23 protein-coding genes and 1 riboswitch are annotated in these 23961 nt (G+C 33.5%); of the genes, 7 read left to right on the top strand and 16 right to left on the bottom strand.

All coding sequences use genetic code 11. The annotated features are described in order from the left end of the window. Nucleotides 1-28: 28 nt before the first annotated feature. The 6 genes from thiC to ABXT06_RS10550 form a co-directional block, all read right to left on the bottom strand. The gene (gene thiC, locus ABXT06_RS10575; protein WP_354590732.1) at nt 29-1852 is read right to left on the bottom strand and encodes a phosphomethylpyrimidine synthase ThiC; all 1824 of its coding nucleotides are present in this window, start codon (nt 1850-1852) and stop codon (nt 29-31) included. Between the two features lie 99 nt (nt 1853-1951). Next, entirely contained in the window at nt 1952-2158 is a 207-nt protein-coding gene (thiS, locus tag ABXT06_RS10570; RefSeq protein ID WP_354590731.1) for a sulfur carrier protein ThiS, read from the bottom strand. Nucleotides 2159-2224: 66 nt separating this feature from the next. Next, nucleotides 2225-2321, bottom strand: a riboswitch (TPP riboswitch). 85 nt (nt 2322-2406) lie between these two features. Further along, complete coding sequence (locus ABXT06_RS10565; protein WP_354590730.1) at nt 2407-2970, bottom strand: DNA-3-methyladenine glycosylase I; 564 nt, start codon at nt 2968-2970, stop codon at nt 2407-2409. Nucleotides 2971-3043: 73 nt separating this feature from the next. After that, complete coding sequence (locus ABXT06_RS10560) at nt 3044-3478, bottom strand: lipocalin-like domain-containing protein (RefSeq protein ID WP_354590729.1); 435 nt, start codon at nt 3476-3478, stop codon at nt 3044-3046. A 164-nt stretch (nt 3479-3642) separates the two neighbouring features. Then, nucleotides 3643-4323 (bottom strand): hypothetical protein, encoded by a 681-nt coding sequence (locus ABXT06_RS10555; protein ID WP_354590728.1) that lies wholly within the window; start codon nt 4321-4323, stop codon nt 3643-3645. A gap of 23 nt (nt 4324-4346) precedes the next feature. Further along, complete coding sequence (locus ABXT06_RS10550; RefSeq protein ID WP_354590727.1) at nt 4347-5009, bottom strand: queuosine precursor transporter; 663 nt, start codon at nt 5007-5009, stop codon at nt 4347-4349. A gap of 172 nt (nt 5010-5181) precedes the next feature. Between ABXT06_RS10550 and ABXT06_RS10545 the strand changes: the two genes are divergently transcribed. Next, complete coding sequence (locus ABXT06_RS10545; protein WP_354590726.1) at nt 5182-7245, top strand: M3 family metallopeptidase; 2064 nt, start codon at nt 5182-5184, stop codon at nt 7243-7245. 65 nt (nt 7246-7310) lie between these two features. Here the strand turns inward: ABXT06_RS10545 and tsf are convergent, their stop codons facing one another. The 6 genes from tsf to ABXT06_RS10515 all read right to left on the bottom strand — a co-directional run bounded on the left by tsf (nt 7311) and on the right by ABXT06_RS10515 (nt 11971). After that, nucleotides 7311-8273, bottom strand: coding sequence for a translation elongation factor Ts (gene tsf / locus ABXT06_RS10540; RefSeq protein WP_354590725.1), 963 nt, complete (start codon nt 8271-8273; stop codon nt 7311-7313). A gap of 141 nt (nt 8274-8414) precedes the next feature. After that, entirely contained in the window at nt 8415-9176 is a 762-nt protein-coding gene (gene rpsB / locus ABXT06_RS10535) for a 30S ribosomal protein S2 (protein WP_109191769.1), read from the bottom strand. A 176-nt stretch (nt 9177-9352) separates the two neighbouring features. Continuing rightward, nucleotides 9353-9739, bottom strand: coding sequence for a 30S ribosomal protein S9 (rpsI, locus tag ABXT06_RS10530; protein ID WP_035645327.1), 387 nt, complete (start codon nt 9737-9739; stop codon nt 9353-9355). Continuing rightward, nucleotides 9739-10194: a 50S ribosomal protein L13 gene (rplM, locus tag ABXT06_RS10525; RefSeq protein WP_179003107.1), complete on the bottom strand. Its 456-nt coding sequence runs from the start codon at nt 10192-10194 to the stop codon at nt 9739-9741. Before rplM ends, rpsI begins: the two co-directional genes overlap by 1 nt. Before the next feature lie 192 nt (nt 10195-10386). After that, a complete protein-coding gene (locus tag ABXT06_RS10520) occupies nt 10387-11199 on the bottom strand; it encodes a ferritin-like domain-containing protein (RefSeq protein WP_354590724.1) in 813 nt (270 codons plus the stop codon). A 25-nt stretch (nt 11200-11224) separates the two neighbouring features. Further along, complete coding sequence (locus ABXT06_RS10515) at nt 11225-11971, bottom strand: ferritin-like domain-containing protein (protein ID WP_354590723.1); 747 nt, start codon at nt 11969-11971, stop codon at nt 11225-11227. A gap of 208 nt (nt 11972-12179) precedes the next feature. On the opposite strand from ABXT06_RS10515, the gene ABXT06_RS10510 reads away from it, so the two are divergent. Then, nucleotides 12180-13205, top strand: a complete 1026-nt coding sequence (locus ABXT06_RS10510; RefSeq protein ID WP_354590722.1) for a LacI family DNA-binding transcriptional regulator — start codon at nt 12180-12182, stop codon at nt 13203-13205. Nucleotides 13206-13244: 39 nt separating this feature from the next. Here the strand turns inward: ABXT06_RS10510 and ABXT06_RS10505 are convergent, their stop codons facing one another. From ABXT06_RS10505 to ABXT06_RS10495, 3 genes are all read right to left on the bottom strand, one after another. Further along, nucleotides 13245-14357 carry a hypothetical protein gene (locus ABXT06_RS10505; protein ID WP_354590721.1) on the bottom strand — a complete coding sequence of 371 codons (1113 nt, stop codon included), beginning with the start codon at nt 14355-14357 and terminating at the stop codon, nt 13245-13247. Nucleotides 14358-14426: 69 nt separating this feature from the next. Continuing rightward, nucleotides 14427-15155 carry a LytR/AlgR family response regulator transcription factor gene (locus ABXT06_RS10500; RefSeq protein WP_354590720.1) on the bottom strand — a complete coding sequence of 243 codons (729 nt, stop codon included), beginning with the start codon at nt 15153-15155 and terminating at the stop codon, nt 14427-14429. Beyond that, nucleotides 15142-16212, bottom strand: coding sequence for a sensor histidine kinase (locus ABXT06_RS10495; protein ID WP_354590719.1), 1071 nt, complete (start codon nt 16210-16212; stop codon nt 15142-15144). Before ABXT06_RS10495 ends, ABXT06_RS10500 begins: the two co-directional genes overlap by 14 nt. Before the next feature lie 211 nt (nt 16213-16423). Here ABXT06_RS10495 and ABXT06_RS10490 point away from each other — a divergent pair, with 211 nt between their 5' ends. Both ABXT06_RS10490 and ABXT06_RS10485 read left to right on the top strand, forming a co-directional pair. Then, nucleotides 16424-18277 carry an alpha-amylase family glycosyl hydrolase gene (locus tag ABXT06_RS10490; protein ID WP_354590718.1) on the top strand — a complete coding sequence of 618 codons (1854 nt, stop codon included), beginning with the start codon at nt 16424-16426 and terminating at the stop codon, nt 18275-18277. Between the two features lie 4 nt (nt 18278-18281). After that, nucleotides 18282-19427 carry a hypothetical protein gene (locus ABXT06_RS10485; RefSeq protein WP_354590717.1) on the top strand — a complete coding sequence of 382 codons (1146 nt, stop codon included), beginning with the start codon at nt 18282-18284 and terminating at the stop codon, nt 19425-19427. An 82-nt stretch (nt 19428-19509) separates the two neighbouring features. On the opposite strand, the gene polA is transcribed toward ABXT06_RS10485, so the two are convergent. Further along, nucleotides 19510-22341 carry a DNA polymerase I gene (gene polA, locus ABXT06_RS10480; protein ID WP_354590716.1) on the bottom strand — a complete coding sequence of 944 codons (2832 nt, stop codon included), beginning with the start codon at nt 22339-22341 and terminating at the stop codon, nt 19510-19512. A gap of 323 nt (nt 22342-22664) precedes the next feature. Between polA and ABXT06_RS10475 the strand changes: the two genes are divergently transcribed. From ABXT06_RS10475 to ABXT06_RS10465, 3 genes are all read left to right on the top strand, one after another. Next, on the top strand, nt 22665-22874 hold the full coding sequence (locus ABXT06_RS10475) for a hypothetical protein (protein ID WP_354590715.1): 210 nt from the start codon (nt 22665-22667) through the stop codon (nt 22872-22874). 39 nt (nt 22875-22913) lie between these two features. Then, nucleotides 22914-23096 carry a hypothetical protein gene (locus tag ABXT06_RS10470; protein ID WP_354590714.1) on the top strand — a complete coding sequence of 61 codons (183 nt, stop codon included), beginning with the start codon at nt 22914-22916 and terminating at the stop codon, nt 23094-23096. Nucleotides 23097-23281: 185 nt separating this feature from the next. Continuing rightward, nucleotides 23282-23956 (top strand): response regulator transcription factor, encoded by a 675-nt coding sequence (locus ABXT06_RS10465; RefSeq protein WP_354590713.1) that lies wholly within the window; start codon nt 23282-23284, stop codon nt 23954-23956. The last annotated feature ends 5 nt before the right edge of the window (nt 23957-23961 follow it).

Raw genomic sequence — 23961 nt, 5'->3', positions numbered from 1 at the left:
CGTTTCACATTTTACAAATTCCATCTCACTATATATAAATCTCTTTCCCCTGTTCAATAAACTCTTCTGATTTCTCTTGCATTCCTTTTTCAGCAGCAGCGACATCTCTAATTTCTTGAGATATTTTCATAGAGCAGAATTTTGGTCCACACATTGAACAGAAATGCGCCACTTTTGCACCATCAGCAGGAAGTGTTTCGTCATGAAATTCTCTTGCAGTATCTGGATCTAAAGCCAAGTTAAACTGATCTTCCCAACGGAATTCAAAACGAGCTTTACTTAGGGCATTGTCTCGATATTGCGCTCCTGGATGACCTTTGGCCAAATCGGCAGCGTGAGCTGAAATTTTATAAGTAATCACGCCGTCTTTTACATCTTTTTTATTCGGTAAACCGAGATGTTCTTTAGGTGTTACATAACACAACATTGCACAACCATACCAGCCAATCATTGCTGCTCCAATTGCCGAAGTAATATGATCATAGCCTGGTGCAATATCTGTAGTTAAAGGACCTAAAGTGTAAAATGGGGCTTCATGACAATGTTCTAATTGTTTGTCCATGTTCTCTTTAATCATGTGCATAGGAACGTGTCCTGGGCCTTCAATGAAAACCTGAACATCATGTTTCCAAGCAATTTTGGTTAATTCACCTAAAGTTTCTAACTCTGCAAATTGCGCAGCATCATTGGCATCTGCAATCGAACCTGGACGCAAACCATCTCCAAGAGAAAAAGCAACATCGTATTGTTTCATGATTTCGCAGATTTCTTCAAAATGTGTGTATAAGAAGTTTTCTTTATGATGAAATAAACACCATTTTGCCATGATTGATCCGCCTCGAGAAACGATTCCAGTAACACGATTTGCGGTTAAATGAATGTAACGAAGCAAAACTCCGGCGTGAATCGTAAAGTATGAAACTCCTTGTTCTGCTTGCTCGATTAGCGTATCTCGGAAAATCTCCCAGGTTAAATCTTCTGCGATTCCTTTTACTTTTTCCAGAGCCTGATAAATAGGAACGGTTCCAATTGGAACTGGCGAGTTTCTAATAATCCATTCTCTCGTTTCATGAATGTTTTTTCCTGTAGATAAATCCATAATTGTATCAGCTCCCCAACGACAAGCCCAAACGGCTTTTTCAACCTCTTCTTCAATACTCGAACTCACGGCGCTATTTCCAATATTGGCATTAATTTTTACTAAGAAATTGCGACCAACAATCATCGGTTCGCTTTCGGGATGGTTAATGTTGTTTGGAATAATTGCTCTTCCACAAGCAACTTCAGAACGAACAAATTCGGGTGTGATTTTGTTTTTTGGAGTATTTGCACCAAAGCTGTTTCCGTTGTGCTGGCACTGCATGGCTTTTGTTTGTTCGTTTAAAAGCTCAATTCTTTGGTTTTCACGAATAGCAATGTATTCCATTTCCGGAGTAATAATGCCTTGTTTTGCGTAATATAACTGTGTTACGTTAGCGCCTTTTTTAGCTCTTTTTGGCTGATGCAGATATTCAAAACGAAGATGATTTAAATTTTCATCTTTCAATCGGCTTTGCCCATAATCTGAAGTGATTTCATCTAAAACTTCAACATCATTTCTGCCTAAAATCCAATTTTCGCGTAAGCGTGGCAATCCTTTTCTAACATCAATTTCAACATTTGGATCTGTGTAAGGCCCTGAAGTATCATAAACAGTTACGGGAGGATTTTTTTCTACTCCGCCATTTGAAAGTTTGGTGTCACTCAAAGCAATTTCTCGCATGGCTACTTTTATAGGATGAATTTCTCCATCGATATAAACTTTTTTAGAATTTGGAAATGGAGTTCTAGATATTTGTTCTTCGTTTGTCATAGCTTGTATATTGTAAAATGTGAGATGTAAAATGTAAAATGTGAATTGTAGAGACGTACTGCAGTGCGTCTACGCCCGATATATAATTGGAATTTTATTCTATCCTCCCTGCGTGGCAGAAATAATTAAAATTTCGTCGGTCTCTTGTACGAAGAATTCGTTCCATTTGAGTTTTGGAACAACAGTATTGTTAACGGCAACGGCGATTCCGTTTTGTTTGTTGGGAATTTCGAGATCGAGCAATGATTGAACGCTTATCGATTCAGCATTGAATTGTTTAGTTTGTTGATTGATTTTTAGTTCCATTCCTTTTTAGTTTAATGTATAGATACACATTAGGAATGGCTACAATGACACATAGAAATGCGTTCAAGAAGTCATCTTACTTTTCCCTACGCTAGTATGAACTAGATCAGGTTCAGAGGGTAAAATCTCAGCCTACAACTTGTAGACACCCCTAAAGTGTGAAGCAAATGTAATAAAATTTTGTTTGAAAGTTCCAATTTTCAGGTTTCAGGTTAAAAAAAACTGAAAACCGTGGCTTAAAACGGCGTCTATTTAGCTTTTCGAGTAAAGCAATCTTCGATATGATCATTGACCATTCCGGTTGCTTGCATGTGAGCGTAAATAACAGTTGAGCCAACAAATTTGAATCCGCGTTTTTTTAAATCCTTGCTGATGGTGTCAGAGATTGGAGTAGTTGCTGGAACATCTTTTAGAGTTTTTGGCTTATTGTCAATTGGTTTACCGTTGGTAAATTTCCAGATATAATCAGAGAATGTTCCAAATTCTTCTTGGATTTTCATAAAAGCCTGAGCGTTTGAAACGGCAGAGTTAATTTTAAGTTTATTGCGAATAATTCCAGTATTCTGCATTAATTCGTCAATTTTATCTTCAGAATAATTAGCAATTTTTTTATAATCAAAATTGTCAAAAGCTGTTTTAAAGTTTTCTCTTTTATTTAAAATAGTAATCCAGCTAAGTCCCGCTTGAAAAGTTTCTAGAATTAAAAACTCAAAAATAGTTGGGTCGTCATAAACAGGAGTTCCCCATTCTTCGTCATGATATTTTTTATATAAATCACTGGCAGAGCACCAGCCGCATCTTAGTGGTTCCATTTTTTTATTTTAAATGTATAAAAAAACCTCAAACTATTAGAAGTTTGAGGTTTTAAAAAGTTTAAAAAAATAACTATTTACGTTTTAATTCAATGATGTATATTTCAGATGCATCGTTTTCACGTGTGTAAGTATATTTAATTTTTAAGGTGTTCTTATCTAATACTAAAATTTCTCCAGTATCTCCTGAATCATCCCCATATTTAAAAGTTATTTTATTATCTGTTTTGGTCCATGTTCCGATATCGTTATACTCTTCACACTTTGAATTAGAATACTCAGAATAGTGATCGATTACTTTTCCTCCTTCTTGAATTTCAAGAAAACCTTTGCTGCAACCTCCTTCATTAGTTATTGGTGTTAATTGCTCTTTTCCGTCAACGATGGTTCCGTCTTGGTAAGCTTCCCATTTTCCTTCAATAGAAGCTTTGTCATCATCACTGCTACAAGATACTGTAGTTAAACCTAGTGCCAATACAGACACAAAAAAAATACTTAGTTTTTTCATTTTTGGGTGGATTTTATTTGTTAAATGTTACGGCAAAAGTAAAATCTTTTGAAATAAAACCAAGAACTCATGATAAGTTTTTTCGTATTTTTTTATTGTTAATATGTAATGAATTGATTTTCAATAGAATCTAATGTCTTTTGTTTGATAAAACTTTTCTTGGACTACCTTCCAATCTGCCAGCTATATCCTTTTACACTCGGAATATAAGCCGAACGTCCAACTATCACTAAATCATTATAGATTTTTCTATTATATTTAATTCCAATAGCATTTCCAGAAGTATACATTTTATTGGCTTTAAAAACTACTTTCATTTTGCCATCTTCAAGTTCTGCATCAGAAACTTTTTCAACAAGCCATGTAGACTGCCATTTTACAGATAATTCGTTTTCTGCGGTTTTGGTTACGCTTTTTACTAATTTAACGGCTTCTTTTGGAATTTCAAAGTTCTGTGTTAACTGCTTTTGAGTCATTGTCTGACCCATTTTGCATTTGTCTAATATTTTACGAATATTGGCAAAATTTAATAATTTGTCTGTAGCTTCTTTTTTTACAGAAGTTGGTTGACTAGCTATATTGTTTGCTATTTGCGGACTTAATGATTTAATTTCAATCGGATTCTTGATTGAAAATGGATCTTTTTTTGGAACAGTTTCTTTTGAGCTAAATTCTTTGGGAGCGGTAATATTTTTTGAGGAAACTTTAGAATTTACTTGAACGGGAGCCGGTTTTAATTTATTAACAGACTGAATGACTTTTTTAGGCTGCTTTTTTTCGTCATTGCCACAGCTGAAAAAGAAATAGGTAACAGAGAATAAAATAAGCAAGTGATTTTTTTTCATGACCTAAATATTTTTTTATTCTTTTATCCTTTATGTGCGGGATCTTCGTCCAAATATTTTTTAATCAAATGATGTCCTAAATAAATTGCTGGTGTCAATAAGATTGCAATTGCTAATTTAAATGTATATCCTATTAACCCTGAAGATATAAAAGTGTCAAAATCAATTTTTCCTGGAAGCCAAAAAGCAATTCCTAGAACAATAAATGAATCAAATAATTGAGAAATAACAGTAGAACCAGTTGCTCTCAACCATATTTTTTTTTCTCCAGTTCTGTTTTTAAAAAACCAAAATATCCAAACATCAATAAGTTGAGATGCCATGAAGGCTATTAAACTTCCAACAATAATCCACATACTCTGACCAAACACAGCTTGAAACTGATCGTCATTCACTGGGCTAATTCCGTTTGCTGCAGGAATAGTGATTGCCATAAAGAGTATCAAAAAAGCATAAGCAATCAGACATGCGGTTATGAAAGAAAGTTTTTTTACACCTTTTTCTCCAAAATATTCATTGATCAAATCGGTGGTTAGAAATACAATTGGCCACGGTAAAATTCCTATACTCATGACAAAAGGACCAATTTGAATTAGCTTTCCTCCAATTAACTCAGCCACAACGGCGTTAGTTATAAATATTCCTGCTAAAATTACAAAAACAATTTCTTTTCTGGTTCTAAACATGTTATTTTTAAATTGGTATTTCAAAAATAAACTATTTCTTTTTAAATCTTAGAAGCAGATTAATTTTTATAATCTGTTGACGTATGAAGTTTGCTTCTGATTGGTTAATTTTGAGATTCTGTTGCTCTTTTTCTGATTGAAATTGTGCACAGAACTAATTAATGTATTTGTTATGAAAACACCAATAGAGTTAGATAATTCATTGCTAAAAGATTGGTCTGGTCCTTATGGAGGTATTCCAGATTTTACGGCATATAAAATTTCAGATTTTAAGCCCGCAATAGAATTTGCGATTAGAGAAAAATTAGAAGAAATCGATGCAATTGCGAATAATCCACTAAAGCCTACATTTGAAAATACCATTGAAGCTTTAGAGCTTTCGGGTACAAAATTAGATCAAATTCATGCAGTTTATGGCATTTACAGGTCCAATCTTAGTACTCCAGAGTTTAATGTAGTTGATACCGAAATGTCTCCAAAATTGGCAGAGATTAATGACAAATTGTATCAAAATGAAAAACTCTTCTTTAGAATTGAAACTTTATACAAATCAGATGAAAAGAAAAGTTTAACCAAAGAACAACAGCGTTTGCTTTGGCTTTATTATACCGATTTTGTTAGAGAAGGAGCAGAGCTAAACGCTCAAGATAAAGAGAAAGTGGCTAATATTAATCAGAAATTAGCGGGACTTTTTACTGCTTTCAGTCAAAAGTTGCTGGCAGAAGAAAATAATCAGTATATAGAGCTAAAGGCAGAAACTGATTTTGACGGTCTGCCTGAGGAATTTAAGAATGCAGCAATTGCCGAAGCGAAAGAAAGAAATCTAAATGTTTTAGGATGTATTGGAAATACAAGATCTTCAATTGAGCCCTTTCTAACTTTCTCAAATAAAAGAACTATAAGAGAAAAAGCTTTTGATATTTTTGTAAAACGAGGCGATAATAAGAACAAAAATGATACAAATGAAACACTTGTATCTATTTTAAGGTTAAGAGCTGAAAAAGCAAAGATTTTAGGCTTTACAAATTTTGCCGAATGGAGTTTGTCGAACAAAATGGCTAAAGACCCGCAGAAAACGCTTGATTTGATGCATTCTGTATGGAAACCTGCTGTAGAAAAAGTAAAAAACGACGTTTCGGCTATGCAGGAAATGGTCGATAATGAAGGAGGAGATTTTAAAATCCAGCCTTGGGATTACCGTTATTATGCAGAAAAAGTGCGTAAAGCAAAATATGATTTAGATCAGAATGAAATTAAACAGTATCTACAACTTGAAAATTTACGTGAAGGAATGTTTTGGACGGCCGGAGAATTGTTTGATTTGGGCTTTAAGCAATTATTTGATGTCCCTGTTTATCATCCAGATGTTCGAGTTTGGGAAGTGAATAATAAAAAAACTGAAGAACCAATTGGTTTGTGGTATTTTGATCCTTACGCTCGTACGGGAAAACGTTCGGGAGCGTGGATGAATTCACACAGAGACCAGCAGAAAATAAAAGATAATGTACTTCCTATTGTGTCAAACAATTGCAATTTCATAAAAGGAAATAGCGATGAAGCTGTTTTAATTTCTTGGGATGATGCCACAACTTTGTTTCATGAATTTGGGCATGCGCTTCACGGATTGTGTTCAAATGTTACGTATCCGAGTCTTTCCGGAACTTCTGTTGCTAGAGATTATGTCGAGTTTCCATCTCAGCTGTTAGAACATTGGCTAGCAACGCCAGAGGTTTTAAATAAGTTTGCGCTTCATTATAAAACTAACCAACCTTTATCGCAATCATTGGTAGAAAGAATAGGAAAAGCGGCTAATTTTAATGAAGGTTTTGCAACGGTAGAAACGATTTCAAGTTCTATTGTCGATATGAAACTGCATTTAACAACTGATACGGTTGATCCACATGCATTTGAAGAGAAAGTTTTGAATGAAATTAATATGCCGTCAGAAATTGTAATGAGGCACAGAATTCCGCAATTTGCACATATATTTTCAAGCGATGGATATGCGGCAGGATATTACAGTTATTTGTGGGCAGATGTGATCAATGCAGATGCTTATGAAGCTTTTTTAGAAGCTGGCGGACCGTTTGATAAAAATGTCTCTGAACGTCTTTATAAAACCGTTTTAAGCGTTGGAAACACTATTGATAATGAAGAAATGTATGAGAGTTTTAGAGGTCATGCGCCAAAATCTGATGCATTGATGCGAGCAAGAAACTTTCCAGTTGAGAGTTAGTTTTATAAAAATAAAAAAGCCCGAATAAATAAATATTCGGGCTTTTTAATATTGAAAATAATATATTAACCTAAAGTAACTCTTTTGAAACCTGTAATTTCAACATTGAATCCTTTTACGTAGTCACCAACTTTTTTACTATCATCTTTGATGAAGTTTTGATCTAAAAGAGCTTTCTCTTGATCTAAAGTAGTGTTGTCAGAAATGAAACGTTGAACTTTTCCTGGAAGAATTTTGTCCCAGATTTGTTCTGGTTTACCTTCAGCTTTTAATTCAGCTTTAGCATCTTCTTCTGCTTGTTTGATAACTTCAGGAGTTAATTGAGAGAAAGAGATGTATTTAGGAACATTTTTCAAAGTTTTTCCTAAACGTGCAGCTTCTTCATTGTCTTTTTCAATTACAGCAATACGAGCAGCAAGTTCAGATTCAACGAAAGCAGGATCAAAATCTTTGTAAGATAATGTGTCAGCTCCCATAGAAGCAACTTGCATAGAAACGTCTTTTGTTAAAGTCTCAGCATTAGCAATTGGAGCAGAAATTGCAGTTAAAGCAGCAATTTTGTTAACGTGAACATAAGATCCAACGAAAGCACCTTCTAAAATTTCGAAACCACCGATTTCGATTTTCTCACCGATAACTCCAGTTTGCTCGATTAATTTCTCAGCAACTGTAATTCCATTGAAATCAGAAGCTAAAAATTCTTCTTTAGACGAGAAGTTGATAGCTCTTTCAACTAAATCTTTAGCTAAAGTTACGAAAGCCTCATTTTTACCTACGAAGTCAGTTTCGCAGTTTAAAGTAAGGATTGCTCCTTTAGTGTTGTCAGCATTGATAAAAGAAACAGCAGCGCCTTCAGAAGACTCACGGTCAGAACGGTTAGCAGCAACTTTTTGTCCTTTTTCTCTAAGGATTTGGATAGCTTTATCGAAATCTCCTTCAGCTTCAACTAAAGCTTTTTTACAGTCCATCATTCCGGCACCTGTAGATTGTCTTAATTTATTTACGTCTGCAGCAGTAATTGTTGACATAATATTTTGAATTTTTAATGTTAAAAGTAAAAAATTCCAGCTTTTAAATCCCAAACTCCAATTTTAATAAATTATCAACATAACGTTTTTAATTTTGTATTTTGGATTTTGGAATTTAAAATTTGGAATTTAAAATTTGATTTATTCTTCAGTTGCAGGAGCTTCAGCTTCAACAGCAGGAGCTTCTTCAGCAGCTTCAACTTCTTTTTCAGCACCTCTGTCAGAAAGACCTTCGATTACTGCAGTAGTTACTAAAGATAAAATTTTGTCAATTGATTTAGAAGCGTCATCATTTGCAGGAATCACGTAATCAACCTCTCTTGGGTCAGAATTCGTATCAACCATTGCGAAAACTGGAATGTTTAATTTTTGAGCTTCTTTTATTGCGATGTGTTCAGCTTTGATATCTACTACGAACAATGCTGCAGGTAGTCTAGACATATCAGCAATTGAACCTAAGTTTTTCTCTAATTTAGCACGTAGACGATCAACTTGTAAACGCTCTTTTTTAGATAAAGTGTTGAAAGTACCATCTTTCTTCATTTTATCGATAGAAGACATTTTTTTAACTGCCTTTCTGATAGTTACGAAGTTAGTCAACATTCCACCTGGCCATCTTTCAGTGATGTAAGGCATGTTTGCAGCTTTTGCTTTATCAGCAACGATGTCTTTAGCTTGTTTTTTGGTAGCTACGAATAAGATTTTTCTACCTGATGCTGCGATTTTTTTCAAAGCTTCATTAGCTTCTTCGATTTTAGCTGCAGTTTTATATAGATTGATAATGTGAATACCATTACGCTCCATATAAATGTAAGGAGCCATGTTTGGATCCCATTTTCTAGTCATGTGTCCGAAGTGAACACCTGCTTCTAGTAATTCTTTTACTTCTATTTTGTTTGCCATTTTTGTACTAGTTTACGTTCTGTTGATTAGCAATGTGTGAATGGCGATTTCTCTGGCTTCATACATTTAGATGCTAAACTATATCCTACCTCGATAGGAGAGCAACAATAACTGTGTTTTTTAATTTCAATAAATAATTGATAATGTCTTGTTCCATTTGAACAAGACAGGTAATATTAACGTTTAGAGAATTGGAATCTCTTACGAGCTTTCTTCTGACCGAATTTCTTACGTTCAACCATTCTTGGGTCTCTTGTTAATAAACCTTCTGGTTTAAGGATTCCTCTGTTTTCAGCGTTAACTTCACACATTACGCGTGCTAATGCCATTCTTACAGCTTCTGCTTGACCAGTTGTACCACCTCCGTAAACGTTTACTTTTACATCAAAGTTACCAGCGTTTTCTGTCATAGAAAGCGGTTGTAAAACTTTGTATTGTAAAGTTGCAGTTGGAAAGTAAGTTGCGAATTCTTTTTTGTTTACAGTGATGTTTCCAGTTCCTTCAGAAACGTATACACGTGCAACAGCGGTTTTTCTTCTACCGATTTTGTGAATAACTCCCATTACTTAAGATCATTTAGGTTAACAGTTCTAGGTTTTTGAGCTCCGTGTTTGTGCTCAGCTCCTACAACAACATTTAGATTTCTAAAAAGTTCAGCACCTAATTTGTTTTTAGGTAACATACCTTTTACAGCTTTTTCTACTAATGCAGCTGGATTTTTAGCTTGCAATACTTTAGCAGTTAAAGTTCTTTGTCCTCCTGGGTAACCTGTATGACGCATGTAAATTTTGTCATTCATTTTTGTACCTGTAAGGTTAATTTTTTCTGAGTTGATAACAATTACGTTATCTCCACAGTCAACGTGCGGTGTGTAACTTGGCTTGTACTTACCTCTTAAGATCATTGCAACTTTAGAAGCAAGACGTCCTAAGTTATGACCTTCAGCGTCAACAACAATCCACTCTTTAGTTACAGTGGCTTTGTTTGCTGAAACTGTTTTGTAGCTTAATGCGTCCATAATATTATTTTAATTAAACATTCCATCCCCAATAAAGGGGATGCAAAAGTACAATTAATTATTTTAAAACCAAATACCTGAAAGAATATTTTATCTGCTGAAAATCAGGACTTCAGTTTTTTAATTAATTAATGAATAAAAAAAACGTCTTCACAATAAAGTAAAGACGGTTAAATATTTAGAAAAAATCGATCACACAATAAATATATTGGCAATATCTACAACTTGCTGTGTCGTAAGTGGTTCATCATAAGCTTCTGAGCCAGCCGCAGCACCAAAAGCAGTTGCTGTATTAAATCCTGCCTGCATGGTTACACCTTCTCCATCATAAACTGCTTGTGTTGCTGCAGGCATGCCAGCACCTCGTTCGGCATTAGAAATCCACCCTTTTAATCCTCTTAATCGTCTAACTTCAGAAGCATGTCGCGCTTCAACAGAATGGATTTGCAATGCAGCAGTCAATAAATCGGGTGTCGTTATCAAGTTGGCGGCTTGTCCTTTATATGCTCTAACTCCCGTATCTTCAAAAGCTTGAGCCAAAGCTAAAAATGTTGGATAATCATGAAAAGGATCAAAAGCTCCACCTACAGTAAAATCAAAAGTAGGTTTGGGTACAAAGTTCGCGCTTGCGGTTCCACCCAATCCTGCAATTAAAAACTTAACGTGATCAGATTCGTGTGCCGCTATTTGCTGAAAGACTTTCAAATCGCGGCCGCCATTTTCAGAAGCTGGAATTACTCCGGAATCTAATGCCAGGGCATAAAATTCGTTTTCAAGATATTCTAAGGTTAAAGCAAACTGAAGGGCTCCAATTGGAGTTGCAGGAGTTGCTGTTATATCTTTAGCGAAAGCTTTATTGGTAAGAGCCGACAATCCAAATGGAATTGATGCTAAAGCTAAATTTTTTCCCATATTTCCAAAGTGCGAAAAACTATCTCTGCGAGAACCAGTACTATTCATTAAATTGTCATCAGTAAAGGATTCTATAAATTTCAAAATGTTCATAATTTCTAAGTTTTAGCGGTTAAGATTAAGGCAAGTATTTAGCTGTAAATTTTGTGGTGATAAAACCAGCTGCAATCGGTAGGATTTTCGATGGATCTTTTGCATCATCCAATCCTGTTGACATATTTACAATATCGTCTCCAGCAAAATCTTTCGAATTTGGATTAATTAAACTTCTTATTGCAGCAGCGTGTCTGGCTTCAACAGAAACAATCTTTCCAGCTAATAATAAGTAGTCTGCGGTTTTAATTAATCTTCCTGCTCCGTTATAAGCAGCAACGCCAGTATCTTCTAGTGCTTTTGCAGTAGCTAGAACTTCGGTACGGCTATTGAAATTTAAAGAACCATAATTAAAGGCTAAAGAAGGTAGCAATTGCGAACTTGGATCGGGAAGCGCTCCATTTAAAGCAGCTTTGAAAAAATCTCTGTGAACTACTTCGTGATGGTACAAATCAGTCAAAACTTCGCGTTCAATACTACTAAATACGGTGTTAAAACCGCTAGAATTCACTACTTTAGTGTAAAAGTCGGCTTCTAATTGTTCTAGAGCATACGCGTAGGTTAATACTCCAAAATCTCCGGAGCCTAAATCAAAAACACCATTTCTTACTCCTGGCAAAGAAGTGTCTGGCATATCATTGTCGTGGTCATTATCGCTACAGCCAGCCAAAACCAGACCTGTGGTCATTAATGTTAATCCGCTGAGCTTAAGAAAGCTCCTTCTGCTATTCAGTGAAGGGTCAGCTTCATGAATTTTAACTTCGTTTTTCATAATCAAGTTTTTTATTAGGTTAACAACATTGGTTTTTAGTTAATGGGTATTTAGTTATTAACGAAATTTTAGTAAGAGCGGTTTTAAAATCTCTGTTTAATTAATTATTATTTCGAAATGACTTATATTTTTAAATACTAATAGCTTGTTTTTGTTTTATTTTAGGTAATTCTACTATATTTGTATTAATTACATAAAATTCAATTGGATGAAAGCTAAAGCAACTCTAAAACAAATTGCGAAAGAACTTGGTGTTTCTGTTTCGACTGTATCTAAAGCGTTGAATGACAGTCCAGAAATTAGTGAACAAACGAAGGTGAAGATTAAGGAGTATGCCAAACTCAAAAACTATAAGCCGAATGTTATTGGTTTGAATCTAAAGAATCGTAAAACAAAAACGATTGGAGTAATTATTCCAAATATTCTAAATTCTTTCTTTGCGAAAGTTTTTAGCGGTATTGAGAAAGTTGCTGATAAAAAAGGGTATAATGTAATTACGTGTATATCAAACGAGTCATTAGAAAAAGAAATCCACACACTCGAAATGTTGAGTAACGGAACTATTGACGGATTTATCCTTTCGGTTTCAGAAGAAGCTCAAAAACTTCAAGATTACAATCATTTTTCAGAAATTATTAATGATGGAACACCAATCGTGATGTTTGACCGTATTGCTGATGAAGTAGATTGTGATAAGGTTGTTGTGGATGATTTTGATTCGGCATTAAACTCGACACAGCATTTAATTAATCTTGGATGTAAAAATATTGCTCTAATTTCTTCTGTAGATAATTTAAGTGTTGGAAAATTAAGAGCTGACGGATATTTGAAAGCTTTAAAAGACAATAATATTCCAGTTAATGAAAAAATCATTCTTCGCACCGATTCTGAAGAAGATATGAAAAGTAAAATTGATGCAATTTTTGATAATAAAATTGACGGAATTTTTGCTTTGGATGAAAATGATTCGGTTGCAGCCTTAAGAGTAAGTTTGAAAAAAGGATATAGAGTCCCAGAAGATATTTCGATTATTGGTTTTGCAGATGGTATTTTAGCTTCGAGACGTTTATCGCCAAGTTTGACGACGGTTAGTCAGCATGGTGTTGAAATTGGAGAGGTTGCCGCAAAAAGATTGATTGAAAGATTGGAAGAACCTGAAGGAACAGTTTCTGAATATGAAACAATCATCATCAAAACAAAATTGAAAGAAAGAGAATCTACAAGAAAAGTATAAATAAAGAAAACCCATCAGCAGAAACTGATGGGTTTTTATTTATAATGAATATGGAAATTTAGGATTTTTATACTTTTTTAATTTCTCAAAAGGAACTAAAAATGGTTCTTCACAAGCTCTTGCGGCTCTATAAAAAATAGGAGTAAATTCAATTCCTTTTTCAGTATAACTCCAAGATGGGAAATCCCAATATTCTTCATTGGTATAATCACAGTAATCATCTTCATTTTTAGGTTTTTCAAAATGCTCTTGAGAATTAATTACAGCAAGTAATTTAGGTGCAAAATAGTCATTTCTGTATTTAGAAAAAGTATCAAAATTATTCTGTTTGTCGCCAGTTACGCTTTTGTCAAAAGCTAGAATATCATCAATTCCATATTGCTTTCCGTTGTTTAAATCAATAAGATAACCACTACTTCCAAAATCGGGATGAGCTCCTCCGCAGTCCCAAAACATTGAAATTTGAAAACCTAATAAATCATTGTTCAGAAAGTTAATTGTTGAATTTCCTTCAATGCCTTTTCCTTGGCTGTATTCAAAACTAGATGCACAATTAAGCTGAGCTAATGTATTTTCAATATGTATACTTTCTAAGATCGGATTAATCAAAGCCTTGTTTTTTGTTGTAAAATTGTTTCCTAATCTAAAAAAATCAGAATTGCAATGCTTTTCAGAATACCACACAAATTCTTTGTTGTTATAAATCGTAATTTTCTGTTTTTTAAATTCAAGGAATTTGTATTTTACCAGATTAAGACGTTCGTCATCAAATCTAATTTTAAGATTCGACTTGTAGTTGTCAAAATTTACAGGTTCAAGGTGAACGACTAATTGCTTGTCTTTTGCATCATACCAAAAGCCATCAAAATTATTGCCCGATTTTTTGAGATAAAATTTTTCAGTAATAACATCGCCCGGTTTAAAATAGAAAGTATAATTATTGTCGTTTAATTTTGCTTCCAGCTTAATGTCTTTTAATGAATTCTTGTAGAAATAAACAGCATTTAGACTAGCTTCCTGATCTGAATTATAGACCTGAATAGTCATAAAAATGGTGCTTTTTCCTAGAGTTCCTTCCAGATAATAAATCTTGTTCTGGCAAAATGAAATTGTTGAATAAAGTAGAAAAAATAGAATGTAAAGCTTTTTCATTTTTTGATTATAAAGTTTAGCAAAGAAAGAAAATATTTGCAATAGTAAAAGGCGGATGTTCTCTTAAAATTATTTGGAATTAAATAACTGCAAAGATTTTATTGTTGCCGTACTATATAGTCTTCCAATTGGTAGAATCTTATTTTTGATCGTTACGGAACGACTATTAAATTGTGAAACCTTTTTTAACGGAATCAAAAAAGAACGATGTATTCTGAAAAAAAAGCCTTCGGGTAATTTTTCAATCATTTCGGTAATAGACTGATGTGTTTTAAAAGAATCTTTTTCTGTATGAATAATTAAATAATTTCCTTGTGACTCAAAATAATCTATTTCATTAAGATATAATTTAAGTGTTTTCCTTTCGCACTTGACAAATATAAAAGGCTGTTCGGTTTCAGTTTGCGCCAGTTTTTCAAATTGTTGATTCGTTTTTTGGATTTTACTGTATTTATGTACCGCTTTTGAAAATCGTTCCAATGAAATGGGTTTTAATAAATAATCAATAGCTTCAAGGTCAAATCCTTCTACTGCATATTGTGAATTGGCAGTTGTAAAAATAATTCCGATATCCTTTGGTATTAATTTAGCAAACTCGATTCCCGATTTGCCTGGCAGGTTGATATCTAAAAAAACTAAATCCACCTTATTTGTCTTTAAAAAGCCTAGAGCACTATTAGTGTTCATAAATTTACCTTTCAAATCCAAAAAATCGAACTTTGCAATGTGCATTTCCAACAATATAGATGCTGGAAGTTCATCTTCTATAATAATACAGCTTATTCTAGTTGGTGTCATTAATTTTAATTTTTAGAGAGACAAAAAAAGATTCGACTTCATTTTTGATATTTAAAACATGCCTTTCAGGATAGAGAAGTTCTAAACGTCTTTTAACATTGGAAATTCCAGTACCGCTATATGGATTTTTAGCTTTTTTGTCTTCGAAAAAATCCTGCGGTAAACTATTCTCAATTTTAATTATTAGCCATTCTTCAGAAAATGTAATTGAAATTGTAATCCATGCTTTTGAACTGACATCGTCCAGACAGTATTTAAAACTGTTTTCTATAAAAGGAAGAATCAAGAAAGGTTCAATAACTTGATTTTCTGTAATTCCATTTGTGCTGAAACTTAGTTCGAGTCTGTTATCAAATCTTAATTGCTGTAGTGAAATATAATTTTTTAAATACTCTATTTCTTTCTCCAAAGGAATATGTTTGGTATTTACTTCGTAAACAGAATATCGGAGAAAGTCGGAAACTTTAAGGACTATATCTGCGGAATCATCTGATTTGCTTAAAATCCTTGAATACAAACTATTTAGAACATTAAATAAAAAATGAGGATGAAACTGATTTCGGAGAGAAAACAATTCTGCTTGCAGTTTTTCAGAAATAATCAGTTGTACTTTGTTTTTAGCCTCGGCGATATAATAGACAAGCTTGATGATTAAAGGAACCGTGACAACAAATTGGAGTTTAATAACATTATATAAATATACAGGTGCAGAAAAAAGCGGTTCTGATTTCCATTCGGTCAAATTAAATGCAATAATGATATAGTTGTCAATTAAACGCTGAATGAATGCAAAAAATAGAATTGAAATCAAATAGACAAAAATAAAAAGAGCCTTTCTTTTCCTGAAAAATAATTTTGGCATTGCTACTTCTACAATCAATAGTACAAATATAATTTTAGGAAAAACGCTATAACATTCATTATATAATGCCCTCCAGAAATCTGCTGTAGGTAAACCCTGTACTAAGCTGAATAATAAAATATATCCTAGCCAGTAGCCTATATAAAGTTTTATTTTTTGCGATGTGTTTTCAGGATAAATAGCTATTTCATTCATTGCCGAATTTATTTCTTTAAATGTAAAGCTAGTGGTTTTGAATTAGAATTAAAATCCTAGTGTGACAGAAAACAGTTTTCTTATTTAAATAGCATAATTGTTTCTGAGTTGTTGTTTGCAACACAAATTATGTTGTTTAAATAATTGTCTTTTTGATAGATAAAAAGCATAATACCTTTCGCAGACTAATCTAATTTTTTAAAAAACTATTATGAAGAAAACCGTTTTATTTTTAATGTTGCTATTTTGTTTTTCTTGGGTAATAAACGCTAAGAACACTGAAGTTTATCCAACAAATTGGTGGGTAGGAATGAAAACCAATTCTATACAGTTATTAATTCGAAGTATTGACGCTTCTTTTACAACAGATAAAGTAAGCATTAATTATCCAGGAATAACGATTAACAAAACATATTCTTTTCCAAATGCAAAATATATTGCTATAGATATTACCATTGCACCAGAAACTACTGCTGGCGATGTATTTATTGAATTAAATCAAAAGTCAGGAAAACAGAAAATAAAGTGGCCTCTTTATGACCGAAAACCTGGTAATGGAACACAGTATGCGCAAGGCGTTACTTCTAGCGACTTTATCGAATTAATTATGGTAGATCGCTTTAGTAATGGAGATACTGCCAATGATAAAGTAAAAGGAATGAGGGATCAATCTCTTAATAGAAAAGAAATGTATGAACGCCATGGAGGAGATTTGCAAGGGGTAATTAACAATCTAGATTATATTCAGGGACTTGGAGTTACTGCATTGTGGTTTACGCCAGTTATGGAAAATGATATGGAGAAAAGAACTGAGCATGGTTATGCAATTACAAATCATTATAAAATTGATCAAAGATATGGAGGAGATATTGCGTATGAAAAATTAAGCAATCAACTTCACGCTAGAGGGATGAAGCTTATTTTTGATGCAGTTTATAATCACATAGGATCGTTTCATTTTCTAGAATTAGATCCTCCTGCAAATGATTGGGTTCATCGCTGGCCAGAATATACTCAAACTAATTACAGAGAGATTCCGCTTTTTGATCCGTATGGAACAAAATCAGATAAAAAGAAAATGAGTGATGGCTGGTTTGATAAAATAATGCCAGACATTAATCAAGAAAATCCGTTTATGGCCAATTTCATTATTCAAAATTGTATTTGGCATATTGAAAAGTTTGGTATTGATGGAGTTCGCTTGGATACTTATACCTATAATGACCTGAATTTTGCCAATCGTTGTAACAAAGCTATAATGGATGAGTTTCCAAAGATTTCCATTTTTGGCGAAATAATGGTGCATGGAGTAGCAAATCAGGCTTATTTTGAGCAGAATAATATAGATACATCGTTCAAAAGCAATTTGCCTTCGGTTGTAGATTTTCAAAGTTTGTATTACGGAATCATTCCAGCTTTGACAGAACCTTTTGGGTGGAAAGGAGGAGTCAATCAATTGTATTATACTTTGAGCAGTGATTTTTTGAGTAAGAATCCAATGCAGAAAGTATTGCTTTTAGATAATCATGACGAGGCTCGATTTTTTTCATTAATGGGAGAAAATGTAGAAAAGCAAAAAATGGGGTTTCAATGGTTGCTGACCTGCAGAGGGATTCCGCAACTATATTATGGTTCTGAAGTTTTGATGAAGGGATTTAAAAATCCAGATGGTTTACTAAGAGCTGATTTTCCAGGGGGATGGAAAGAAGATGAAAAAAATGCTTTTACAGGAAAAGGAATGACTGAGGATGAAAAATCGACACAGGAATTGGTTCGTAAACTGGCTAATTTTAGAAAAAATGCATCAGCAATAAAAACGGGAAAAATGATGCATTATACACCTGTTGATGGTTTGTATGTTTACTTTAGATATGATGACAACCAGACAATAATGTGTGTGATGAATACAAGTAGTTCTGAAAAAGAAATTGACTTTCAAAAATATGATGAAAGAACCACTGGATTTATTTCTGCTAAGAATGTGATTACAGAAGAAATTTTTTCAACTTCTAAAAAGACAGCTATTCCAGCAACAAAAATGTGGGTTTTAGAATTAAATAAATAAAAAAATGGTTAAAAAAAGTATAGTTTTTCTTTCGATTCTTTTTCCTTTTTATGTTTTTTCTCAGTCTAATGAGGTTGAAAATTCAGTTCAATATTTACTCAATAATTTCAAAACGCCTGAAGAGTATATTGCCTCAAAATTTGCAGAAAAAGATATAGTTCTGCTGGCCGAAGAACATCGGGTTAAAGAAAATCTCTTATTAGTAAAGAATTTGATTCCTGTTTTGTATAAAAATAACGTCTATAACTTAGGGATGGAGTTTGGTGCAAGTGAAGATCAGGTAAAATTAGATTCGTTAGTTTCTGCCACTGATTATAATGAGGATTTGGCTAGAAAATTAATGTTTAATTATAACTCAGGCTGGGCTTTTAAAGGGTATACTGATTTGTATAAGGCGGCATGGTTATTAAACAAATCACTGCCTAAATCTGCAAAGAAATTCCGAATCTTAAACTTAAGTTATCGTTACGATTGGTCTTCATTTTCAGGACAAAGAACCCCTGAGAAAATGAAAAAGGTATTTTATAAAGGAAATACAGAAATATTTCGATTTGGGATCGTAGAGAAAGAAATTATTGCCAAGCAAGAGAAGGTTTTGATTCTTACGGGAGATATTCATGCATTTACAAAATACAAATTTCCAGTGTATGATTTTCTAGGGCAGGATTTTGTGAGATTAGAAGATGGTTATTTCGGAAATCAGCTTTATGCAAAATATCCACAGTTAGTATATTCTGTTTTATTGCATAAACCTTTTGCTAATCGCCCTGAAATTAAACCAAATTTGGTTTCGCCAGCAAATGGCAAAATTGAAATTATAATGAAGAAACTGCAAAATAAACCAATCGGGTTCGATTTAATTAATACGCCTCTTGGAAAGTTACGAGATGATAGTTACTATTCTCTTGGCTATAGCAATTTTACATTGGAAAATTTTTATGATGGCTATGTATTTTTAAAACCAATTAAAGAGCTTTCGGGTTGCGATATTGACTTGAATTTTTTAACGGCTAGTAATTGGAATCAAGCTCAAGAAAATATTGCAGATCCAGACTGGAGACCACGACCAAAGAATTTAAAAGTTTATTGGGAACAAATTAAAGATTATGGAGATATTCCAAAAAAATATGCAGAGGTAGATAAATACTAGTCTTAAACGGCTATAAATTAATAATCCGCTAAAAGCATTCACTTTTAGCGGATTTATTTTTTACTGAAATTTTACTGAAATATTAATGCGCTTCTAACCAATCTTTACCTAAACCAAGTTCAACCTCTAAAGGAACCGACATTTTAAAGGCGTTTTCCATTTCGTGTTTAATCATTGGCTGAATTTTTTCGAGTTCATCATTGTGAACATCGAACACAAGCTCATCATGTACTTGAAGCAGCATTCTAGACTTCCAGTTTTCGTCACGAAGTTTTTTATGAATGTTGATCATTGCTATTTTGATTACATCGGCAGCACTTCCTTGAATTGGTGCGTTTACTGCATTTCGTTCGGCAGCGCTTCTTACTACGGCATTAGCAGAATTAATATCTTTTAAGTAACGACGACGGCCTAAAATAGTCTGTACGTAACCTTTTTCGCGTGCAAATTCAACTTGTTCTGAAATATAAGATTTAAGACGCGGATAAGTTTTGTAATAAGCATCGATCAAAGCGGCACTTTCGCTTCTAGAAAGTGAAGTTTGGCTGCTTAAGCCAAAAGCAGAAACACCGTATATGATTCCGAAGTTTACCGTTTTAGCATTACTTCTTTGTTCGCGGGAAACTTCTTCTAAAGCAACATTAAAAACCTTGGCAGCGGTTGCTCTGTGAATGTCTTCTCCATTTTGGAAAGCTTTAATCATATTTTCTTCACCGCTCAGAGCAGCAATAATTCTTAATTCAATTTGAGAGTAATCGGCAGAGATTAAAGTATGGTTTTCATCGCGTGCAACAAAAGCTTTACGAATCTGACGTCCTCTTTCGGTACGAATTGGAATATTCTGTAAGTTCGGATTATTAGAACTCAAACGTCCAGTTGCTGCAACGGCCTGCATATAATCGGTATGAACACGTAAAGTCTTTTTATCAACTTGTTCAGGCAGAGCCAAAATATAAGTGCTTTGCAGTTTTACCATCTGGCGCCAATCTAAAATATCTTTTACAATTGGGTTGTCATTTGCTAAATAAGTCAAAACTTCTTCGCCAGTTGCATATTGCCCGGTTTTGGTTTTCTTCTGTTTTGCTCCGCCAATTTTAAGTTTTTCGAATAAAATATCACCTAATTGTTTTGGCGACGCTAGGTTGAATTTCTCACCAGCAGTTTCATATATTTTCTGCTCCAAAGATTTGATTTCAACATCCATTTCTTTAGACATATCTTTTAAGAAATCAACGTCTAGGCGGATACCCTCCATTTCCATATCAGCCAAAACACTAACTAACGGAATTTCGATATCATCAAATAACTTTTTAGTCTCGGTTTTGTCTAATTGAGTCGTGAAAATTTCTTTTAACTGTAAAGTAATATCAGCATCTTCGGCAGCATATTCTTTAATATCTTCTAAAGGAACATCACGCATATTAAGCTGATTCTTCCCTTTTTTACCAATTAAAGTTTCAATAGATTTTGGAGAATAATTTAAATAGGTTTCAGCCAAAATATCCATATTATGACGCATATCTGGGTTAATCAGATAATGTGCGATCATCGTATCAAAAAGTTTTCCTTTTACAGTAACGCCGTAATTAGAAAGGATTTTTAAATCGTATTTTAAATTCTGCCCGATTTTCTCAATGTTTTCATTTTCAAAAAACGGAACAAATTTGTCTACTAAAGCTTTTGCTTCTTCCTGATTTTCGGGAAACGGAACATAAAATGCTTTTCCTTTTTCATAAGAGAAAGACATTCCGACCAATTCTGCATGCAAAGCGTCAATTCCTGTGGTTTCGGTATCAAAACAAACAGAAGTCTGTTTTTCTAAATTCTGCAAAAGCAATTTTATACCCAAATCACCTTGAATCGTCTGATATGAATGTGGCGTATTTTCTAATGTATTATAGAAAGAAGTTCTTGGAGCTTCTGTGTCTTCATCTTCAGCGCTTCCAAAAAGATCAAACTGATCTTCGTTCTTAGCTGTAGCTTTTTTTACAGGTTTAGTATCTGGAGTGGCAGTTGTTTGAGTTCCATCTGTTTTAAACAAATTATCAAATTGCTCCGCCATTCTTCTAAATTCCAATTCCTGAAAAATAGCATCTGTTTTTTCGATATCAGGGCGAGATAGTTCGTAGTCGTCTTCATTAAAAGTTACATCGCAATCTGTAATGATGGCTGCAAGCTTTTTAGAAAGAATTCCTTTTTCCTTATTCGCTTCGATGTTTTCTTTCATTTTGCCTTTTAGCTTGTCAGTGTTTGCTAAAAGGTTTTCCATAGTGCCAAATTCTTTTAGGAATTTTTTGGCAGTTACTTCACCAACACCAGGAAGCCCAGGAATATTATCGACAGCGTCACCCATCATTCCAAGAAAATCAATTACTTGTTCTGGTCTTTCTACTTCAAATTTTGCCAAAACCTCAGGAACTCCCCAAATTTCAATTCCGTTACCCATTCGGGCTGGTTTATACATAAAGATATTTTCAGAAACCAATTGTGCAAAATCTTTATCGGGTGTTACCATAAATACCTGATAGTTTTGTTTTTCGGCTTGTTTTGCAATTGTTCCAATTAAATCATCAGCTTCACAGCCTGCAAGTTCAATAATCGGAATATGCATCGCTTTTAATAATTCTTGAATATACGGAACAGCAATTTTAATTGCTTCTGGAGTTTCGTCTCGGTTTGCTTTGTATTCTACAAACATTTCGGTTCTCACATGGCTTCCGCCTTTATCAAAAGCAACGGCCAAATGATCTGGTTTTTCTCTTTTAATAACATCCAATAGAGAGTTCATAAAACCCATAATTGCAGATGTATCCATTCCTTTTGAGTTGATTCTCGGGTTTTTAATAAAAGCATAATAACCACGAAAAATTAATGCATAAGCATCTAGAAGAAAAAGGCGTTTTTGAGTTGACATATTAAAAATATTAGTCTGTAAAAATAAACAATTGAGTTCTCAAAAATTGTCAAAAATGAAAATTTTTACCATATAAGTTATGTAAGTTCATTTTAGCAATATGTATAACAATTAGACACACCGCAGTGCGTCTAATTGTTATGATAAATAGTATTGATACAGAATTTTTAAATGAACTTATATAATTTATATGGTGAAAATCTGCAAAGCGTTAATATCAAGTTAAAATTTTTTATTCAGGGATTTCTTCATTTTTTCTTCATGTTACGGAGGTAATTTTGATCTGTAAAATAAAAGTTATTAATTCTTAAATCTTAGAAATCATGAGAAATTTATTGATGTTATTAGTGGCAGTTTTAGGAACAAGCGCAATGGTTCACGCATTTCCTGCAAAAGATGGAAAAACAACTCCAGCAAAAGAAGTTAAAGCTACAAAACAGCCAAAAAGCAAATCTGATAAAAAAACAAAATCAGTAAAAAGCGAAGCGCCAAAAGCTGAAAAAGCAAAGGTAAAAAATGAAGCAAAAAAATAGTTTAAAATAAAAGGTAGATAATTTAAAATTTTAGAAATCATGAAAAAATTAATTTTATTGGCAGTAGCAGTTTTAGGAACAAGTGCAATGGTAAGTGCACAAACAACTCCAGCTCAAGCGGCACCTACAAAAGAGGTAAAAGCTACAAAACACCACCATAAAGGAAGCAAAAAAGCAAAAGCTGAAGCTCCAAAAGAAGAAGCAGCATCTGTGAAAAAATAAAAATTGCTCTCGTTTTGTTTTCGAAGCATTGTAACGGAGGCAAAACAGGAATAATGATTATGAGAATGCGATTGAAGAAGCTGATGAAGAAATTTGTCAGCTTTTTTCATTCGTTAATTTTTTAATAATGTATAGCAGAACTTTTGAGAATTGATTAATTTTAGTTGTGCTTAAATGCCTTGTTTATGAATGTTTTAATTGTTGAAGATAATAAAGAGCTTGCTGTAGAAGTTTACGATTTTCTATGTAATGCAGGTTATATCTGTAAAATTGCAAATAGTTGTGCCGATGCTTTGGAAGAATTTGGAAGCAATGATTACGATGCCATGTTGCTAGATCTTGGCTTGCCTGATGGTGATGGTTTTGAAGTTTTGCAGGCTGTTCGAAAAACAAAATCTAAAATTGCGGTAATCGTACTTACAGCACGCGGAGAATTGGATGACAGAATTAACGGGCTTCATCTTGGAGCCGACGATTATTTGACCAAACCTTTTGCTTTAACAGAATTGGCGGCGAGATTGTTTGCTGTAATTCGCAGGATTCATGGTTTTACTTTAAACAATTTAAGTATTCATGGTTTTTTATTGCAGCTTCAGGATTATAAAGTAAGCTTTAATGAAGTTCCAGTAAGCCTTACCAAAAAAGAATTTGATATTTTTCAATATTTGGTTCTCAATAAAAACCGTGTGATTACAAGGCTGCAATTGACAGAACATATTTGGGGCGATATTCTAGAGGTCAATTCTGATTCTAATTTTATCGATGTTCATGTTCGTAATCTTCGTAAAAAGTTAGACAAACATACTTCTATAGATTGGTTTGAGACGGTTCGAAATGTTGGGTATCGTATAAACGAATAATGCTA

The sequence above is a fragment of the Flavobacterium sp. UW10123 genome (assembly GCF_040538975.1).
Classification (GTDB): domain Bacteria; phylum Bacteroidota; class Bacteroidia; order Flavobacteriales; family Flavobacteriaceae; genus Flavobacterium.
This window is presented reverse-complemented; position numbering and strand designations above follow the sequence as displayed.

What these genes read in the sequence shown, in the direction of transcription:
- ABXT06_RS10490 (WP_354590718.1), top strand. Translation starts at nt 16,424, where the DNA reads ATGAAGAAAACCGTTTTATTTTTAATGTTGCTATTTTGTTTTTCTTGG.
- rplM (WP_179003107.1), bottom strand. Translation starts at nt 10,194, where the DNA reads ATGGACGCATTAAGCTACAAAACAGTTTCAGCAAACAAAGCCACTGTA.
- rpsB (WP_109191769.1), bottom strand. Translation starts at nt 9,176, where the DNA reads ATGGCAAACAAAATAGAAGTAAAAGAATTACTAGAAGCAGGTGTTCAC.
- thiC (WP_354590732.1), bottom strand. Translation starts at nt 1,852, where the DNA reads ATGACAAACGAAGAACAAATATCTAGAACTCCATTTCCAAATTCTAAA.
- ABXT06_RS10475 (WP_354590715.1), top strand. Translation starts at nt 22,665, where the DNA reads ATGAGAAATTTATTGATGTTATTAGTGGCAGTTTTAGGAACAAGCGCA.
- ABXT06_RS10545 (WP_354590726.1), top strand. Translation starts at nt 5,182, where the DNA reads ATGAAAACACCAATAGAGTTAGATAATTCATTGCTAAAAGATTGGTCT.
- ABXT06_RS10560 (WP_354590729.1), bottom strand. Translation starts at nt 3,478, where the DNA reads ATGAAAAAACTAAGTATTTTTTTTGTGTCTGTATTGGCACTAGGTTTA.
- tsf (WP_354590725.1), bottom strand. Translation starts at nt 8,273, where the DNA reads ATGTCAACAATTACTGCTGCAGACGTAAATAAATTAAGACAATCTACA.
- ABXT06_RS10495 (WP_354590719.1), bottom strand. Translation starts at nt 16,212, where the DNA reads ATGAATGAAATAGCTATTTATCCTGAAAACACATCGCAAAAAATAAAA.
- ABXT06_RS10465 (WP_354590713.1), top strand. Translation starts at nt 23,282, where the DNA reads ATGAATGTTTTAATTGTTGAAGATAATAAAGAGCTTGCTGTAGAAGTT.
- rpsI (WP_035645327.1), bottom strand. Translation starts at nt 9,739, where the DNA reads ATGGGAGTTATTCACAAAATCGGTAGAAGAAAAACCGCTGTTGCACGT.
- ABXT06_RS10510 (WP_354590722.1), top strand. Translation starts at nt 12,180, where the DNA reads ATGAAAGCTAAAGCAACTCTAAAACAAATTGCGAAAGAACTTGGTGTT.
- ABXT06_RS10555 (WP_354590728.1), bottom strand. Translation starts at nt 4,323, where the DNA reads ATGAAAAAAAATCACTTGCTTATTTTATTCTCTGTTACCTATTTCTTT.
- ABXT06_RS10500 (WP_354590720.1), bottom strand. Translation starts at nt 15,155, where the DNA reads ATGACACCAACTAGAATAAGCTGTATTATTATAGAAGATGAACTTCCA.
- polA (WP_354590716.1), bottom strand. Translation starts at nt 22,341, where the DNA reads ATGTCAACTCAAAAACGCCTTTTTCTTCTAGATGCTTATGCATTAATT.
- thiS (WP_354590731.1), bottom strand. Translation starts at nt 2,158, where the DNA reads ATGGAACTAAAAATCAATCAACAAACTAAACAATTCAATGCTGAATCG.
- ABXT06_RS10470 (WP_354590714.1), top strand. Translation starts at nt 22,914, where the DNA reads ATGAAAAAATTAATTTTATTGGCAGTAGCAGTTTTAGGAACAAGTGCA.
- ABXT06_RS10550 (WP_354590727.1), bottom strand. Translation starts at nt 5,009, where the DNA reads ATGTTTAGAACCAGAAAAGAAATTGTTTTTGTAATTTTAGCAGGAATA.
- ABXT06_RS10505 (WP_354590721.1), bottom strand. Translation starts at nt 14,357, where the DNA reads ATGAAAAAGCTTTACATTCTATTTTTTCTACTTTATTCAACAATTTCA.
- ABXT06_RS10565 (WP_354590730.1), bottom strand. Translation starts at nt 2,970, where the DNA reads ATGGAACCACTAAGATGCGGCTGGTGCTCTGCCAGTGATTTATATAAA.
- ABXT06_RS10520 (WP_354590724.1), bottom strand. Translation starts at nt 11,199, where the DNA reads ATGAACATTTTGAAATTTATAGAATCCTTTACTGATGACAATTTAATG.
- ABXT06_RS10515 (WP_354590723.1), bottom strand. Translation starts at nt 11,971, where the DNA reads ATGAAAAACGAAGTTAAAATTCATGAAGCTGACCCTTCACTGAATAGC.
- ABXT06_RS10485 (WP_354590717.1), top strand. Translation starts at nt 18,282, where the DNA reads ATGGTTAAAAAAAGTATAGTTTTTCTTTCGATTCTTTTTCCTTTTTAT.